Annotated in this window: 18 protein-coding genes; 7 read left to right on the forward strand and 11 right to left on the reverse strand. The window is 71.4% G+C overall.

Annotation, left to right across the window (positions count from 1 at the left end):
• Positions 1-109 precede the first annotated feature (109 nt).
• Positions 110-928, reverse strand: coding sequence for a helix-turn-helix transcriptional regulator (locus tag CLT68_RS24825; RefSeq protein ID WP_099854491.1), 819 nt, complete (start codon positions 926-928; stop codon positions 110-112).
• Positions 929-1,042: 114 nt separating this feature from the next.
• Here CLT68_RS24825 and CLT68_RS24830 point away from each other — a divergent pair, with 114 nt between their 5' ends.
• Positions 1,043-1,387, forward strand: a complete 345-nt coding sequence (locus CLT68_RS24830; protein WP_088948689.1) for a DUF1330 domain-containing protein — start codon at positions 1,043-1,045, stop codon at positions 1,385-1,387.
• 8 nt (positions 1,388-1,395) lie between these two features.
• Here the strand turns inward: CLT68_RS24830 and map are convergent, their stop codons facing one another.
• Positions 1,396-2,169, reverse strand: a complete 774-nt coding sequence (gene map, locus CLT68_RS24835; protein WP_099854493.1) for a type I methionyl aminopeptidase — start codon at positions 2,167-2,169, stop codon at positions 1,396-1,398.
• Positions 2,170-2,234: 65 nt separating this feature from the next.
• On the opposite strand from map, the gene CLT68_RS24840 reads away from it, so the two are divergent.
• A complete protein-coding gene (locus tag CLT68_RS24840; RefSeq protein WP_088948691.1) occupies positions 2,235-2,537 on the forward strand; it encodes a helix-turn-helix domain-containing protein in 303 nt (100 codons plus the stop codon).
• A 119-nt stretch (positions 2,538-2,656) separates the two neighbouring features.
• Here CLT68_RS24840 and CLT68_RS24845 read toward each other — a convergent pair whose 3' ends face one another.
• Entirely contained in the window at positions 2,657-3,175 is a 519-nt protein-coding gene (locus CLT68_RS24845; protein WP_486482303.1) for a hypothetical protein, read from the reverse strand.
• A gap of 81 nt (positions 3,176-3,256) precedes the next feature.
• Positions 3,257-3,409, reverse strand: coding sequence for a hypothetical protein (locus CLT68_RS33935; RefSeq protein WP_486482304.1), 153 nt, complete (start codon positions 3,407-3,409; stop codon positions 3,257-3,259).
• A 168-nt stretch (positions 3,410-3,577) separates the two neighbouring features.
• On the opposite strand from CLT68_RS33935, the gene CLT68_RS24850 reads away from it, so the two are divergent.
• Genes CLT68_RS24850 through CLT68_RS24865 form a run of 4 tightly spaced genes read left to right on the forward strand, consistent with a single transcriptional unit; the run spans position 3,578 to position 6,879 of the window.
• A complete protein-coding gene (locus CLT68_RS24850) occupies positions 3,578-4,504 on the forward strand; it encodes a hypothetical protein (RefSeq protein WP_099854495.1) in 927 nt (308 codons plus the stop codon).
• Positions 4,501-4,953, forward strand: coding sequence for an ABA4-like family protein (locus tag CLT68_RS24855; RefSeq protein ID WP_088948695.1), 453 nt, complete (start codon positions 4,501-4,503; stop codon positions 4,951-4,953). The genes CLT68_RS24850 and CLT68_RS24855 overlap by 4 nt, the downstream gene beginning before the upstream one ends.
• A 4-nt stretch (positions 4,954-4,957) precedes the next feature.
• On the forward strand, positions 4,958-6,256 hold the full coding sequence (locus CLT68_RS24860; protein ID WP_099854497.1) for a histidine kinase: 1,299 nt from the start codon (positions 4,958-4,960) through the stop codon (positions 6,254-6,256).
• Positions 6,253-6,879: a response regulator transcription factor gene (locus CLT68_RS24865; RefSeq protein WP_099854499.1), complete on the forward strand. Its 627-nt coding sequence runs from the start codon at positions 6,253-6,255 to the stop codon at positions 6,877-6,879. Before CLT68_RS24860 ends, CLT68_RS24865 begins: the two co-directional genes overlap by 4 nt.
• 2 nt (positions 6,880-6,881) lie before the next feature.
• On the opposite strand, the gene CLT68_RS24870 is transcribed toward CLT68_RS24865, so the two are convergent.
• Positions 6,882-7,598, reverse strand: a complete 717-nt coding sequence (locus tag CLT68_RS24870) for a YoaK family protein (protein ID WP_158240923.1) — start codon at positions 7,596-7,598, stop codon at positions 6,882-6,884.
• Between the two features lie 70 nt (positions 7,599-7,668).
• Between CLT68_RS24870 and CLT68_RS24875 the strand changes: the two genes are divergently transcribed.
• Positions 7,669-8,364, forward strand: coding sequence for a GntR family transcriptional regulator (locus CLT68_RS24875; protein ID WP_158240924.1), 696 nt, complete (start codon positions 7,669-7,671; stop codon positions 8,362-8,364).
• Here CLT68_RS24875 and CLT68_RS24880 read toward each other — a convergent pair.
• From CLT68_RS24880 to CLT68_RS24905, 6 genes are read right to left on the reverse strand one after another with little or no spacing between them, the layout of a single operon-like run.
• Positions 8,346-10,136, reverse strand: a complete 1,791-nt coding sequence (locus CLT68_RS24880; protein WP_099854503.1) for a gamma-glutamyltransferase family protein — start codon at positions 10,134-10,136, stop codon at positions 8,346-8,348. The genes CLT68_RS24875 and CLT68_RS24880 overlap by 19 nt on opposite strands.
• Positions 10,133-11,134, reverse strand: coding sequence for an ABC transporter ATP-binding protein (locus CLT68_RS24885; RefSeq protein WP_088948700.1), 1,002 nt, complete (start codon positions 11,132-11,134; stop codon positions 10,133-10,135). The genes CLT68_RS24880 and CLT68_RS24885 overlap by 4 nt, the downstream gene beginning before the upstream one ends.
• Positions 11,131-12,168 (reverse strand): ABC transporter ATP-binding protein, encoded by a 1,038-nt coding sequence (locus CLT68_RS24890; RefSeq protein WP_099854505.1) that lies wholly within the window; start codon positions 12,166-12,168, stop codon positions 11,131-11,133. Before CLT68_RS24890 ends, CLT68_RS24885 begins: the two co-directional genes overlap by 4 nt.
• Positions 12,165-13,049 carry an ABC transporter permease gene (locus tag CLT68_RS24895; RefSeq protein WP_088948702.1) on the reverse strand — a complete coding sequence of 295 codons (885 nt, stop codon included), beginning with the start codon at positions 13,047-13,049 and terminating at the stop codon, positions 12,165-12,167. The genes CLT68_RS24890 and CLT68_RS24895 overlap by 4 nt, the downstream gene beginning before the upstream one ends.
• Positions 13,046-14,002, reverse strand: coding sequence for an ABC transporter permease subunit (locus tag CLT68_RS24900; protein ID WP_099854507.1), 957 nt, complete (start codon positions 14,000-14,002; stop codon positions 13,046-13,048). Before CLT68_RS24900 ends, CLT68_RS24895 begins: the two co-directional genes overlap by 4 nt.
• A gap of 6 nt (positions 14,003-14,008) precedes the next feature.
• Positions 14,009-15,682 (reverse strand): ABC transporter substrate-binding protein, encoded by a 1,674-nt coding sequence (locus tag CLT68_RS24905; RefSeq protein ID WP_099854509.1) that lies wholly within the window; start codon positions 15,680-15,682, stop codon positions 14,009-14,011.
• Between the last annotated feature and the right edge of the window lie 89 nt (positions 15,683-15,771).

The following is a 15,771-nucleotide window of genomic DNA, read 5'->3' on the forward strand; positions in this document are numbered from 1 at the left end:
CTCACCATGTATACGGACGAACGTGCCCCGTCGGATGCGGATTAGTCGTAGACGGTGGATGCAGCTCGTCGCCGCCGACGACGCCACGGACGCGACGACGGTGTCGAGGTCAGGCCACGCCGGCCGCGGGCGTGCCGAGGGCGTGGAGTGCGGCGGCGGTCACCGGGTCGGCCGGAAAGAAGGCCTCGACGGCCAGCCCGGAGACGGTGACGTCCAGCGGGGTGCCGAAGAGGGTGGTCGTGCTGATGAAGGCCAGCTCCCGGTCGCCGTGGCGGTACCGCAGTGGGATGACGACACGCGACAGCTCGTCGCTGGTCGGTGCGCCGATGTCGTCGCCACTGGGATAGCCGCGAAGCTCGTCGAGCAGGTCGGACAGGACCGGGTCGCTGGTCGCCGCGGCCTGTTGGCGCAACCGCGCGAGCAGGTGGGCCCGCCACTCGGGAAGGTTGAGGATTCGCGGGGCCATGCCGTCGGGGTGCAGGCTGAGCCGCAGCACGTTGACCGGTGGGGTCAGCAGGTGAGGTTTCGCGTCGGCGGTGAACAGGGCCACGGCGGGGTTGGCCTCGACGAGCTGCCAGTGCTGGTCGACGAGCACCGCCGGGTACGGGCTGTGCCCGTCGAGAATCTGCCGTACGGCGGCCCGGAACGGGGCGAGTTGCGGGTCGGTCAGCTCGTGACTGGGGTAGGCGGGGGCGTAGCCGCCGGCGAGCAGCATCGTGTTGCGTTCGGCCAGCGGCAGGTCGAGCCGCTCCGCCAGCCGCAGGATCAGGTCCGGGCTCGGCCGGGATCGCCCGGTCTCCACGAAACTCAGATGCCGGGCCGACACACCCGCCTCGATCGACAGGTCGAGCTGACTCATTCCGCGGGTTCGACGCCAGTCTCGCAGCAGCTCCCCCACCGGTCGGCCCGGCCTGGTCCTGGTCGTCACCCCCCGACCCTAGTGACCACACCGGGGTACGCCCCATTACCTGCGACGTAATCGACAGCGCGCACCGACGCTCGCGATCATCTCCACGAAGGCGTTCCCAACGATCGGAGAATCATGACCGCGTACGCGCTCGCTCATCTGCGTAGGGCACCTGTCCATGCCGAGGTGCTCGAATATCTGGAGCGCATCGATGCCACCCTGGCGCCCTTCGAAGGTCGGTTCATCGTCCACGGTGGGCCCGTCGAGGTGCTGGAAGGCAGTTGGCCGGGCGATCTTGTCGTCATCGAGTTTCCCGACTCGACCAGGGCCCGCTCCTGGTACGGCTCCGATGCGTACCAGGAGATCAAGCCGTTGCGGACGAGGCACCTGGCCGGCGACGTGATCCTCGTCGAGGGGGTCGACGCCGACCACAGCTCCGCGGAGATGGCTGCCGCGATCCGCCGGGCCGATGGTTCCTGAGGTCGGGATCAGGCCTTCGGCAGGGTGAGCACGTCGGCTCCGTCGTTGGTGATGGCGATCGTGTGTTCGCTGTGCGCCGTCCGGCAGCCGGTCACGCTGCGCAGCGTCCAGCCATCGGCGTCGGTGACAAGCTTGGCGGTGTCCGCCATGACCCAGGGCTCCAGCGCCAGCAGCAGGCCCGGGCGCAGTCGGTACCCGCGTCCGGGCCGCCCGGTGTTGGAGACGTGCGGGTCCTGGTGCATGGTCGAGCCGACGCCGTGGCCGCCGAACTCGGTGTTGACCGAGTATCCCGCCGCGGTGAGGACGGAGCCGATGGCATGGGAGATGTCACCGATGCGGGCGCCCGGGCCGGCGGCGGCGATCCCCGCGCTCAGTGCGCGCTCGGTCGCGTCGATCAGCGCGACGCTCTCCGGGGGCTGCACGTCGCCCACGATGAAGCTGATGGCGGAGTCGGCGACGACTCCGCCCAGGGAGACGGCGAGGTCGAGCGACAGCAGGTCGCCGTCGGCGAGGGTGTAGTCGTGCGGCAGTCCGTGCAGCACGGCGTCGTTGACCGACGTGCAGATGTAGTGGCCGAACGGCCCACGTCCGAAGGACGGCTCATAGTCGACGTAGCAGGACTGCGCCCCGGCCTCCATGATCATGCTGCGTGCCCACGCGTCGATCTCCAGGAGGTTCGTGCCGACCGCGCTGCGGCTCTTCAGCGTCTGCAGGATGTCGGCGACCAGGGCGCCGGAATCCCTCGCTCGCAGCAGGTCGGTGGGGGTCAGGATCTCGATCATGCAGCGCCTTCCTCGCACTTCCAATAACTATCCCGGCCATATTATCCCGGTACTAGAATCGGGCCATGGTCAGGTTGCCGCTCACTCCCGAAGAGGTCGAACGCGGACAGCGGCTCGGCGCCCTGCTGCGTCGAGCCCGGGGGGACCGTTCGATGCTCCTCACCGCACTGGACGCGGGTGTCTCGCCGGAGACTCTCCGGAAGATCGAGTCCGGTCGCATCGCCACCCCCGCCTTCCCGACCATCGCCGCCATCGCCGACGTCCTCGGCCTCTCCCTGGACGCGGTGTGGTCGGAGATCAACCACTCCGACGAGGGGGCCGGGCTGCCAGGCTCAGGCCGCGACACGGTCGAGCGGTTGGCCTCGTAGGGCCCGACACGAGGCCAAGATCCGCACAGGAACAGGGAAACTGCTGCCTCACTCGCCGCCGAGGCACCTACATCCCTGAAGTTGTGCAGATCTTGGCCGACGCGGCGCGTGTTGCGGCCTCAGGGCGCGTCGGGTCCCCACCACGGTTCCAGGACGGCCGGGTCGGCTACGAACTGCTCCACCTGCGTACGCTCCGGCTCGGTCAGGGGCAGCGCCTGGAGGCGGGCGCCCCACTCGGGGACGCGCTCCGCCTTCCCCAACGCCACCGACAGCTCGATCAGCGCGGCCAACGCCATCGCCTGCTCGACCACCGGCGCGTCGTCGGCACGGCGGCGCATTCCGGAGTCGAGCGCCCGGTAGGCAGCCCGATCGTCCATCTTGAACTCGCGCAGGATCCGCGCGTTGTCGAGCACCCGCGCCAGGCCCTGCAACTCCGCCGACCCGCCGTACTCCAGGTCCTCCGGCTCGTCGCGCTGGATGAAGGTGATGGTGTTGCCCGACGGGTCGACGATGCTGAACCGCGACGCCCCGGCGCGGTAGCGGGTCATCCGGGGTAAACCCTTGACCAGCACCTTGCCGTAGCTGCGACGCATCGTCTCGGCGAACGTCGCGTGGTACGGCGCGACCGCGTCGACCATCACCAGGCAGCCGCCGGACGTCTCCTTCGCCGGGTCCAGGTCCTTGGGCGCGGGGCCGTAGTGCAGTTGGAACCCACTCCACTACAAGGCCAGGTACACGTACGGCTTGAGCTGCTTGTAGGTCACCTCGAATCCGAGCGCCTGCCAGAACGCCAGGGTCTCCTCCGGCGCGGGGCAGGGCAGCAGCGGCAGTGTCGTCTCGTTCGGCTGGACGCGATCCTCCGTGGTCGTCACTGTTCGCTCCCCGTGTGGTCGGCAGACCGGCCATTGTGCCAGGGCGGGCGACGGTCCTCGGCGGGATTCGCCTCCTACCCAGGGAGGAGACCCCGCTCCGACCCCTGGCCACAACCGGGGCTCGCGGTCGGACGCGACCGGCGGGCACTGTCGCGACCATCTACAGACATGACAATCGATCTGCGCCGGGCGGCACGCTGGCACCGCCCACTGATGTTCCTCGTGTACGCGATGGCGGCGCTCGCCGTGGTCTGCGCGGTCGGCATCGTCGTCGACCCACGCGTCCTGGTCGGGGCGCCGATCTGGCTCAAGCCGTTCAAGTTCGCGGTGTCCTTCGTGCTGTACGGCGTCACCCTCGCGTGGATGCTCTCGCTGCTGCCCCGTCGGAGCCGGCTCGCGGAGCGGATGGCCACCCTCATCGTCGCCGTCGCCGCGGTCGAGAACGTGGTGATCGTCGGACAGGTGGTGCGTGGGCAGACCAGCCACTTCAATGACAGCACCCCGCTGAACACCGCCCTCTTCGCGGCGATGGGCGCGGCGATCGGCGTGCTGTTCTTCGCGCACCTCGTCCTGGGGATCGTGGTGTTGATCCGCCGGATTCCCGACCTGGTGGCCCGACGCGCGGTCGGCTGGGGTCTCGGCCTGTCGCTGCTGGGCATGGCGGCGGCGGTGCCGATGGCACTGCCCGGTCAGGATCCGGGGATCGAGGGGGTCGTCGGGGCGCACAGCGTGGGTGTGCCGGACGGTGGGGCGGGTCTGCCACTGGTTGGATGGAGCACCATGGGCGGAGACCTGCGGATCGGGCACTTCGTGGGGTTGCACGCCCTTCAGGCGCTGCCGATCCTGGCGATCCTGCTGAACCGGTTCGCGACACGCTTGGACGAGCGCACCCGGGCACGGCTCGTGGTCGTGGCGGGCGCGGCGTACGGCGTACTCACTGTGATGTTGACCTGGCAGGCCCTGCGTGGGCAGGCGCTGCTGCGGCCGGACGCTGTCACCCTCGCCGCGGTCGCGGCCCTGGTGGTCGCGACGGCGACCGCCGCCGCTCTGGTGCTGGCCCGGCGGCGCCGCTCCGACCTGGCGTTGGCCGCATGACCGAGATGCTGTTCGTCCTGACGTTCGCGGTGGCCGCGCCGTTCTGGGCCATGATGATCCTGCTGCCGCGATGGTCCTGGACCGCCCGCGTCATCTCCTCACCGCTCATCGTGCTGCCGGTGGTGGTGATCTACGCGCTGCTGGTGATCCCGGCCTTCGGCGACGTGCTGCCGGCGGTCGCGTCGCCGACCCTGACGGGGGTGCGCGACCTGCTCGGCACCTCCGACGGGGCGGCGGCGGGCTGGGCGCACATGATCGCGTTCGATCTGTTCGTCGGGCGCTGGGCATGGTTGGACAGCCGCGAACGGGGGGTGCCGGCGCTGGTGATGGCTCCGGTGCTGCTGCTGACCATCCTGCTCGGCCCGCTCGGCCTGGCCGCCTATCTCGCGGTCCGCACCCGGTGGCGGCTGCCGGAGGGCGCTGCCACCGAGCCACAGCACCTAGGCTGAGCCCGTGCGCTGGCTGGGTCGGCTGTTCAACACGCGCGACACGCTCGTGCGGCTGACGCTGCTCGACCTCGCCGGGGTGGGCTACCTGGTCTTCTGCACCCAGGCGGGGCGCACGCCGACGATGACACAGTGGATCCTCGCGGTGGGTGCGTTCGCCGCGGCGCTGCTGCTGCACCGTCGGCCGGTCGCCAACATGGTGGTGCAGGCCGCGTTGCTGGCCGCGGCGATCGCCCTGCTCGACGACATCATGATCAATCAGGTCGGTGCCAGCTGGGCGTTGATCGAGATCACCATCGGGGCGTACCGCGCCCGCACCATCGGGTTGGCCGCCGGGCTGCTGGCCGTGGTCGACCTGACCAACACGATCGGCGATCCGGCCGACCGGGTCGCCGCCGGCGTCGTCGGCCTGGCCCTGGAGGTCGGCATACCGTTGCTGCTCGGCCTGGTCATCCGCGCCAACTGGAATCTCGCCCGGCAGGCCCAGGAACGCGCCGCCGCCGAGCAACGGCAGCACGAGTCGGAGAGCCGCGCGGCAAGGGCCGACGAACGCAGCGCCATCGCCCGCGAGCTGCACGACGTCGTCGCGCACCACGTCGCGTCGATGGTGCTGCGGGTCGGCGTGGCCCGGCACGTGCTCACCGACCTGGACCCCCGGGTCGGTGAGGTGTTCGACGACGTGCACGGCACGGGCACCGCGGCCCTGGCGGAGCTGCGCCGGCTGGTCGCGGTGCTGCGCGACGCCGATGGGGTTCGCGGCGACGCGGCGCTGACCGCGATCGAGCCCTCCGCGTTGCCGGCGGCGATCGGCGCGGCGATCGACAGGGCCCGTCAGGCCGGCATCACCGTGGAGGCCGACCTGGACCCGGCGATCGGTTCGCTCGACGCGGTGCGCGGCATGGCGGTGCTGCGGCTGACCCAGGAGGCACTGACCAACGTGGCCAAACACGCGGGTACGTCCGCGGTGGCGCACCTCGTGGTCGCCGTCCGCGACGGCGTCGTGCACTGGGAGGTCGCCGACACCGGTCGCGGCGGGGCGCCGACGGGTGTGCCGACCGGCGGCGGCCTGTTGGCCGGCGAGGGCGCATTGGCCGGTGTGCCGACCGGCGGCGGGCACGGCATCACCGGAATGCGCGAACGTGTCGAGGTGCTCGGCGGCCGGCTGGAGGCGGGCCCGTCCGGCACCGGGTGGCGGGTGCGCACCGCCCTGCCGGCCGTGGTGGCCGCCTCCGACCGGGCACCGGTCCGGTCGGTGCCCGGTGAACGCGGGGCCCCGGCCGGCTCCCCCGCACCGGAGCCGGTGTGATCCGGGTACTGCTGGTCGACGACCAGCACCTGATCCGGGCCGGGTTGCGGATGCTCTGTGCGGCCCAGCCCGACATCGAGGTCGTCGGGGAGGCCGACAACGGCCGCGAGGCGATCACACTTGCCGCCCGGCTCCTTCCCGACGTCGTCGTCATGGACCTGCGCATGCCCGGCGTCGACGGGATCACCGCGACCAGCCGGATCCTCGCCGCGAGACCAGCCGCCCGCATCCTGGTGCTGACCACGTTCGGCGACGACGACCACCTCTACCCCGCGCTGACCGCCGGCGCCTGCGGGTTCCTGCTCAAGGACGCGCCCCCGGCTGAGCTGCTCGACGGCATCCGCCGGGCGGCCGTCGGTGACAGCCCGTTCAGCCCGGAGGTGCTGCGACGCCTCGTGCAGCGCGCGGTGCACGCCCGCCCCAAGACACCACGGTCGGTGCAGGGCCTGACCGCCCGCGAGCAGGAGGTGCTGGACCTGGTCGCCGAGGGCCTGTCGAACACCGAGATCGGGGACCGCCTCCACATCGGCGTCACCACGGTCAAGACCCACATCACCAGCCTGATGACCAAGACCGACAGCCCCAACCGGGTTCGCCTGGCCCTGTTCGCCCGGGGCGTCTGACGTCAGGCCCGCATCCGGGCGGACACGACGATGACGAGCACCAGCGGCACGATCAGCAGCGCCGGGGCGACGACCGGCAGGTGCAGGGCGACCAGTGCGCCGACGGCGGCGCCGACCATGAGGGCCAGCAACACCTGGGCCTTGGGGCGCAGGTTGCCCCACGGGCTGCGCGCGGCGACGCCGGCGATCACGCTGGTGAGCGTGCCGGTCAGGTACGTCGACGACAGGCCGGGCACACCGAACCGTTGGATGGCACTGCTCTGCACGCCCAGCGCCACCGCCGACAGCATGAGCAGCGCGAGGTGGACATGCGCGTCGGCGGTGTGCAGCGTGACCTCCCAGACGACGAGGAACACGACGAACACCAGCAGCTCCAGGACGAGCGCCCAGGTGACCCGCCGGGGCCAGACCGGGTCGCCCGGTCGTGCCGAGCCGACGACGCGGGCACCGGCGAGGACACCGACGATGAAGCTGACAATGGCGCAGCCGGACGTCAGGGCCAGCTCGGCGTCACCTCGGCCCGCCGAGAGTCCGAGCAGGACCATGTTGCCGGTCATGACGCTGGCGAAGGCACCGCCGAGGGAGAGGAACCCGATGGCGTCGGCGCAACCGGTCAGGAAGGTGAGCACGACGACGAGCGCGTGCCGTCGACGCAGGAGGCGCGGGTCCTGCTGAGCCGCGGGACGGGGCTGGATGACGTTGGGCACTGTGCTCGACACTGTCGGCCACCCTCCAGGGATTGTTCTTCGTATACACTTTGTCCGGACATGTTCACGGAGAGGCGACCAGGTGGCTGAAGATCTGCGGGACAAGCTCGGCGCGCAACACCTGCCGCTACGCGATCAGGTCCTCGCCGCCCTGCGCACCGCCATCATCGACGGCAACTACCTTCCCGGTGAACGGCTCACCGAGGACCGGCTGGCGGAAGACTTCGGCGTCTCCCGCAACCCCGTCCGGGAGGCCCTGCGCGTCGCTGAGGCGGAAGGCTTCGTCGTGATCCTCCCCCGCCGGGGAGCGGTCGTCGCCTCACCGAGCAGCGGCACCATCGCCGACATGTTCGCCGTCCGCGTACGCCTGGAGACGCTGGCCGCCCGGCTGGCCGCCGAGCGGGCGACCGCCGCGGACGTGGTGGCCCTGCGTGCCCTGCTGGACGAGGGACGCGAGGCGACGCAGCGACAGGACCTGGCCCGGGTCGCCGAGCTGAACAGCACCCTGCACCTGCGCATCCTCCAGGTCAGCGGAAACCCCTGGCTGTCGTCGATCGCCAAGTCGCTCTACCTCCATGTCCAGTGGATCTTCCGGCTCGGGGCGGCCGAACGCGCGCCACACTCGTGGGCCGAGCACATCCAGCTCGTCGACGCCATCGAGTCAGGCGACGGCGACCGCGCCGAGCGGGCCGCGCTCGACCACCTCGACGCGGCGTCCGCCGCGGCCCACGAGAACGCCGAGGGTGGCTACGCCAGGCCCTACCGCCCGCACGCGTAGCCCTGCATCCCCCGGGGGTTCGCCCCGGCGGAGAGCACACCCGTCGCCGGGTCGCGGCTCACCGCGCAGAGCCGACCGAGGCTCCATGAGTCGGTGACCCGCACCTCGTGCCCGTACGCCCGCAGGGCGGCCAGCACGTCGTCGTCGAACCGGTCCTCCACCACCAGGACGCCGGGTTCCATGTCCCGTGGGTAGAACGACCCCGGCAGGCTGAGCGTGTGCCACGCCGGCGCGTCGATGGCCTCCTGGAGGGGCTGGCCGTCGACGAGGTGCCGCAGCAGGAACGGCAACTGCCACTGGTCCTGCTGGTCGCCGCCGGGTGTCCCGCAGGCCAGCACCGGCTCTCCGTCGCGGTGCACCATCGTCGGGCTCAGCGTCGTACGCGGCCGACGGCCGGGGGCCAACGACGAGGCCAGCCCCTCCTCCAGCCAGAACATCTGCAACCGGCTGCCCAGCGGAAAGCCGAGTTCCGGGATGGTGGGCGAGCTCTGCAACCAGCCACCACTGGGGGTAGCGGAGATCATGTTGCCCCAGCGGTCGACCACGTCCACGTGGCAGGTGTCGCCCCGGGTCACGCCGTCCGACTGCACTGTCGGCTCCCCCGTCGTCGCATCCGTCGGGTCGGCACGACGGGCGGCGCCGGGTCGGACGTGGGCCGCCAGCCGTGGCTGCGCCCCGTCGGGACGCCCCGGCCGCAACTGCGCCGACGCGCGGTCACCGATCAGGGCTGCCCGCTCCCGCGCGTACTCCCGGGAGAGCAGCGCCTTGGCGGGCACCTCGACGTCGTCGCCGTACCAGGCCTCCCGGTCGGCGAAGGCGAGCTTGAGCGTCTCGACCTGGGCGTGCACACCCCGGGCGGTCGACGGGTCGTACGCGGTGGGGTCGTCGAGCGCGTCGAGGGTGGCCAGTGACTCCAGCAGCACCGGGCCCTGGCCCCAGAAACCGGTCTTCGCCACCGTGTAGCCGTGCCAGTCGAGGGTGGCGGGCGCCTCCCAGGTCGCCGAGTACGCGGCCAGGTCGTCGCCGGTGATCAGCCCGGCGTTCGGCCGACCGCTGGAGTCCTGGAACGGCTGGCGGCTGAACGTGTCGATGGCCTCGGCGACGAAACCCGTACTCCAGGCGCGACGCGCGGCCTCGATCTGCGCCTCCCGGTCCGCGCCGGCCGCCTGGCCCGCCTCGACCAGCCTGCGCAGGGTGCCCGCGTACGCCGGGTTGGTGACCATCTCCCCGGCGGCGGGTGGCCGGCCGCCGCGCAGCCAGAGCGCGGCGGAGGTGGGCCAGTGTTCCTCGAACAGCGACCGCACGGCCGCCACGGTGTCACCGACCCGGCCCACCAGCGGGTGTCCGGCGCCGGCGTAGCCGATCGCCGGCTCCAGCACCTCGGCGAGGGTGAGCGTGCCGTGCTCGCGCAGCAGCAGGAGCCAGGCGTCCACCGCCCCGGGTACGGCCGCCGCGAGCGGCCCGGCCCCCGGGATGAGGTCCATCCCGAGCGACCGGAAGTGGGCGATGGTGGCACCGGCCGGCGCGGGCCCCTGCCCGCACAGCACCTTCGGCGTCGGGTCCGCCGCGGTGGCCACGATGGCGGGCACCTCGCCGCCCGGCCCGTTCAGGTGCGGCTCGACGACGTGCAGGACGAACCCGGCGGTGACCGCGGCGTCGAAGGCGTTGCCCCCGCGTTCGAGGATGCCCATCGCCGCCTGGCTGGCGAGCCAGTGCGTCGAGGACACCATGCCGAAGGTGCCCTGGAGCGTGGGTCGGGTGGTGAACGTCATGACAACACCTCACTGGGATCTGCGGTGCGAACGTCGGGGCCGGTGCCGTCGGGCCGGACCAGGTGGCACGCGGCCATGCCGTCGCCGATGGCCGTCCGCGCCGGCACCTCCGTCGCACACCGGTCGAACGCGAGCGGGCACCGGGTCCGGAACCGGCAGCCGGACGGCGGGTCGAGCGCGGACGGCAGGTCGTCGCCGAGCAGCACCGGCTGACGTTCGCGTTGGCGCACCGGGTCGGCCACCGGCGCGGCGGACAGCAGCGCCTGCGTGTACGGGTGGGCGGGCCGGGCGAAGATCCGCTCGCGGCTGCCCTGCTCGACGAGTTGGCCGAGGTACATGACGGCGATGTCGTCGGCCAGGTACTCGACAGCGGACAGGTCGTGGGTGATGAACAGGCAGGCGAACCCGATGTCGCGTTGCAGGTCGGCGAGGAGGTTGAGCACCGACGCCTGCACGGACACGTCGAGTGCGCTGGTGGGTTCGTCGGCGATGAGCAGCATGGGTTCGGAGATCAGTGCCCGGGCGATGCTGACCCGTTGGCGTTGCCCGCCGGACAGCTCGTGGGGGTAGCGGCGTGCCACCTCGGCGCGCAGGCCCACCCGTTCGAGTTGGGGGGCGACGCGGGCGTCCCGGTCGCGCCGGGAGATCCGTTTGCCGGCCAGCCGCAGCGGCTCAGCCACGATGTCGCCCACCAGCATGCGCGGGTCCAGGGACCCGGCCGGGTCCTGAAAGACGATCGACACCGCGCCGCGATGGGGGCGCAGTCGCCGTCGGGACAGGTGCGTGACGTCCGTCCCGGCGATCCGGACCGTCCCGGCGGTCGGCTCGACGAGCCGCACCACGCATCGGCCCACTGTCGACTTCCCGGAGCCGCTCTCCCCCACCAGGGCGGTGACCCGGCCCCTCGGGATCGTGAGGGACACCCCGTCCACGGCGCGGACCGGGCCGAAGTGCATCACCAGGTCCTCGATCTCCAGGGCGTTGGGCTGCGGCGTCATCGGGTCGCCTCCTGGGGTGCCGTCGGTGCCGTTGGTGCCGTTGTGCAGGGGTGCCAGCAGGCCGCCACGTGGTCCGTGCCACCGACGCCCTCCAGAGGCGGGGCGGAGTCGCGGCACGTCGCATCGGCGGCCGGGCACCGGTCCGCGAAGGTGCACGCGTCGGGTTGGGTCGACAGGACGGGCACCAGCCCGGGGATCTCGGTCAACCGGTCCGTGCCGGCGTGCCGGCCCGGCTGCGGTGACGCCGACAGGAGCCCGGCCGTGTACCGGTGCCTGGGGTGTGCGAACAGGTCGTCGACCGGTGCCCGCTCCACCACCCGTCCCGCGTACATGACGACGACGCGGTCCGCGATGTCGGCGATCACGCCGAGGTCGTGCGTGATGATGAGGATGCTCGTGCCGAGCCGGTCGCGCAGGTCCCGCAGCACCTGGAGGATGCCGGCCTGGACGGTGACGTCCAACGCCGTGGTCGGCTCGTCGGCCACCAGCACCTTCGGGCCGCAGGCCACCGCCATCGCGATCATCACGCGCTGGCGCATGCCGCCGGAGAGCTGGTGCGGGTAGGTGTCGACCCGCTGCGCCGCGGACGGGATCCCGACCAGCGTCAGCAGCTCCACGGCCCGGGCCCGCGCGGCTCGTCGGGACATCCGTTCGTGGACCTGGAGCACCTCCCCGATCTGCCGCCCGACGGTGAGCACCGGGTTCAAGGACGTCATCGGCTCCTGGAAGATGTAGGCGATCTCCTGGCCGCGTACCCGGCGCAGCGCCGACTCGCGGGCACCGACCAGTTCGGCGCCGTCGAGGTGTACCGAGCCGGTGATGCGGGCGCTGCCGGGCAGCAGGCCGGCGATGCTCATCGCGGTGACGCTCTTGCCGCACCCGGACTCGCCCACCATCCCGACGATCTCCCCGGAGGCGAGGTCCAGGCTGACCCCGTCCACCGCCGAGACGGTGCCGGTCTCGGTCGGGAACGACACCGAGAGGTCGCGGATCGCCAGGACGGGCGCGGCAGTGCCCGCGGAGGCCGTGGTCATCGGCGGTCTCCCTTCGGGTCGAGGGCGTCGCGCAGGGCGTCACCGAAGACATTGAACGCCAGCGCCAAGCCCATGATCACGACACCGGGAAGGACGGCGGCCCACGGTGCCCGGGCGGCGAACTGCTGGGCGGTGGCCAGCATCGTGCCCAGGCTGGGCGCCGGGGGTTGGATGCCGAGGCCGAGGAAGGACAGCACCGCCTCGCCGAGGATCGCGGCCGGGATCGCGACGGTGGCCTGCACCAGGATCACCGACGTCGCGTTCGGCAGGATGTGCCGGGCCAGCACCCACAGGTCGCTCGCCCCGTCGACCACGGCCGCCGCGACGAAGTCCAGCGACTTGAGGCGCAGTGTGTCCGAGCGGACGACCCGGATCACTCCGGGGATCTGGGCGATGCCGATGGCCACCGCCGCGTTGCCGAGGCTGGCGCCCCGGATGGCCGCCAGCCCCACCGCCATGATCAGGAACGGGAACGCGAGCAGCAGGTCGGTGAAGCGCGAGATCACGGCGTCCCAGGCCCGGAAATAGCCGGCCGCGAGCCCGAGTGGCACACCGATGACCAGGGAGGTGGCCACCGCCAGGAGCCCCACCTGCAACGACGCCCGCGCACCGAGCATGATGCGGGAGAGGACGTCCCGGCCGAGGTCGTCGGTGCCGAGCACGTGCCCGGAGGTGCCGGGCGGTGCGAACGTACGGGCGAAGTCGGTCTGGTCGACGGAGTAGGGCGCGATCCACGGCGAGAGCAGCGCGGTGGCCGCCGCCAGCGCGAGCACGACGAAGCTCACCACGGCGAGTGGGTTGCGGCGCAACCGTCGCAGCACCCGTGCGCGCCGGGTGACGCTGACCGAGGTCTCCGCCATCGGTACGGTGAGGACGGTCATGCCGGATCTCCCGTCACCCTGATGCGGGGGTCGATGACCGAGTAGAGCAGGTCGACCAAAAAGTTGATCACGATGTAGGCCGTCGCGGTGAGCAGGACGACGGCCTGGATCACCGGGTAGTCCCGTTGGAACACCGCGTCGATGGTCATCTTGCCGAAGCCCGGCAGCCCGAAGATCTGCTCGGTGACGACCGCGCCCGAGATCAGGCCGCCGAGTTGGAGACCCACGACGGTGACCACCACGATGAGGCTGTTGCGCAGTGCGTGCCGGGTGATGACGGCGCGCGGCCGCAGGCCCTTCGCCTTGGCCGTGCGCACGTAGTCGGAGGAGAGCGAGTCCAGCATCGCCGACCGGGTCTGCCGCATGATGATGGCGGCGAGGCCGGTGCCGAGGATCACCGCCGGCAGGACGATGTGGTGCAGGTTGTCCACGGGATCCTCCAGGATCGGCACGAAGCCGGAGGCGGGGAACAGCCCGGTCGCCACGGACAGGTAGAGGATCGCGAGCAGCCCGAGCCAGAAGTGCGGCACCGAAAGGCCCACCAGGGCCAGGCCGTTGGCGAGCCACTCCGCGGGCCGCCCGCGACGCACCGCAGCGAGCACGCCCGCGCCGACTCCGAGCGCCGAGGCGATGAGGATCGCCAGGACGGACAGTTCGACGGTCACCGGCAGGGCGGTCGTGAGCATCGACGAGACCGGCGTACCGGTGCGGATCGACACCCCGAAGTCGCCCTGCGCCATGCGCTCCACGTACTGCGCGAACTGGACCGGCAGTGGCTGGTCCAACCCGTAGTGCCGACGGATGGCCTCCAGCGCCTCCGGCGAGCGGTCCTCCCCGGCCAGCGCGAGGGCCGGGTCACCGGGCAGGGCCCGCACGCCGACGAAGACCACGATCGTCGACAACAGCAGTGTCAATGCCGACTGCCAGGCGCGGGTGAGCAGGTAGCGGGCCACGGTGACCTACTTGGCGAAGCCGGCGAAGGCCGCCCGGAGCACACCGTCCGGGAAGACCTGCAGGCCCTGGAGCTGCTTGCTCACGGCGGTCAGGTTGCGCTGCCGGTAGAGGTAGATCAGGGCGTCGTCCTGCTGGAGCAGGGTAACCGCCTGCCCGTACAGCTTCTTGCGCTCCTCGACGTCGCCGGCCTGGCGGGCCTGGGTCAGCAGGGTGTCGAGCTGCGGGTTGCTGTAGCCGGCGACGTTCTGGCTCGCCTTGGTGCCGACGAAGTTCGTGATGTTGGCGTCCGGGTCGATCCGCCCGCTCCAGCCGAGTTGCAGCAGCTCGAAGTTGCCGCGGTCCTGCTCGTCGAGGAGCGACGAGTATTCCACCGGGTTGATCTTCAGGTCGAACCCGCCGTCCTTGACCATCGACTGGAGCGCCTGCGCGAGACGCAGCGTGTCGGGCGTGTTCGAGGCCAGCATCGTCACCGTGTACGGCGTCTGCACACCCGCCTCCGCCAGCAGCTGCTTGGCCTTGGCGGGGTCGTGCGCCGGGCAGGTCTGCGCCTCCGCCGACGAGAACGCGCTCGCGGGCGAGATCGGTGAGCAGGCGACGGCGTGCAGACCGTTGAACACCGCGTCGACCAGAGCCTTGCGGTCGATGGCGTGCTCGAAGGCCTGCCGTACCTTGGCGTTCTGCGCGAGCGGACGGTTAATGGGCTTGGGTGCCGTGCCGATGCCGTCGACGTTGCCGATGTTGATCGTCAGACCCTGGTAGCCGAGCGACTGCGACTGCAGGACCGAGACCGCGGCGTCCTGGCGCAGGGCGGCGAAGTCCTGGGTGGAGACGCTGTCGGCGACCTGCACGTCGCCGGAGCGCAGGTTGGCGGCACGGATGCTCGCGTCGGTGAGGATTCGCCACGAGATGCCGTCGAGGTGCACCTTGCTCGCGTCGTAGTAGTTCGGGTCCTTCACCACCTCGATCGAGTTCTGTGGCACCCGCTTGGCGAACTTGAAGGGGCCGACGCAGACCGGCGCCGAGGCGAAGTCGTCGCCCAGGCTCCGCAACGCCTGGGCACTCATGATCATGCCGGCGCGGTCGGCGAGGGCACCGAGCAGCGGCGCGAACGGCTGCTTCAGTCGAAGGACGACGGTCTGCGCGTCCGGGGTGTCGACGCCGTCGATGGGCCCGAGTTCGCTCTTGCGCGCCGACCGGGCGTTGGTGAGGTGGCGTTGCAGGGTGGCCTTCACCGCGGCCGAGTCGAACGGCGTCCCGTCCGCGAAGCGCACGCCCGGGCGCAACGGGATGGTCACCGTCCGGCCGTCGCCGCTCGTGGTGGGCAGCGCGGTCGCGAGCTGCGGTACGACCTGCGCCTTCTCGTCGACGTCGTAGAGCTTCTGGCACATCGCCTGGAAGACGTAGCGGGAGTAGAGGCTTCTCGACAGTGTCGGGTCCAGCGCGTCGGGCTCTGCCGAGAGCGCGATTTCCAACTTGCCACCCTGCTTCACGGCGGCGGGGTCTGCCGGCGTTCCGAAGGAATCCTGGCTGGCCGACTGGTTGTCGCCGGACGTGTCGCCACCGCTGTTCGACACCGGTGAGCAGGCAACGATGGTGCAGACAGCGGCGGCCGCCGCCACTGCGGCCCGGAGCACGCGGGGGCGGGGCAGGCGCGTTTCGCTGGCGGAGAGGTTCGTCATGGAGAGCTCCTCAGGTGGGCGATTTGGGGAGCGTATGTTGTATACGATGACTGCCGCAAGACCTCCGTGAATGGCTTTCGGCAGCCCAG

This window comes from Micromonospora sp. CNZ299, assembly GCF_002754415.1.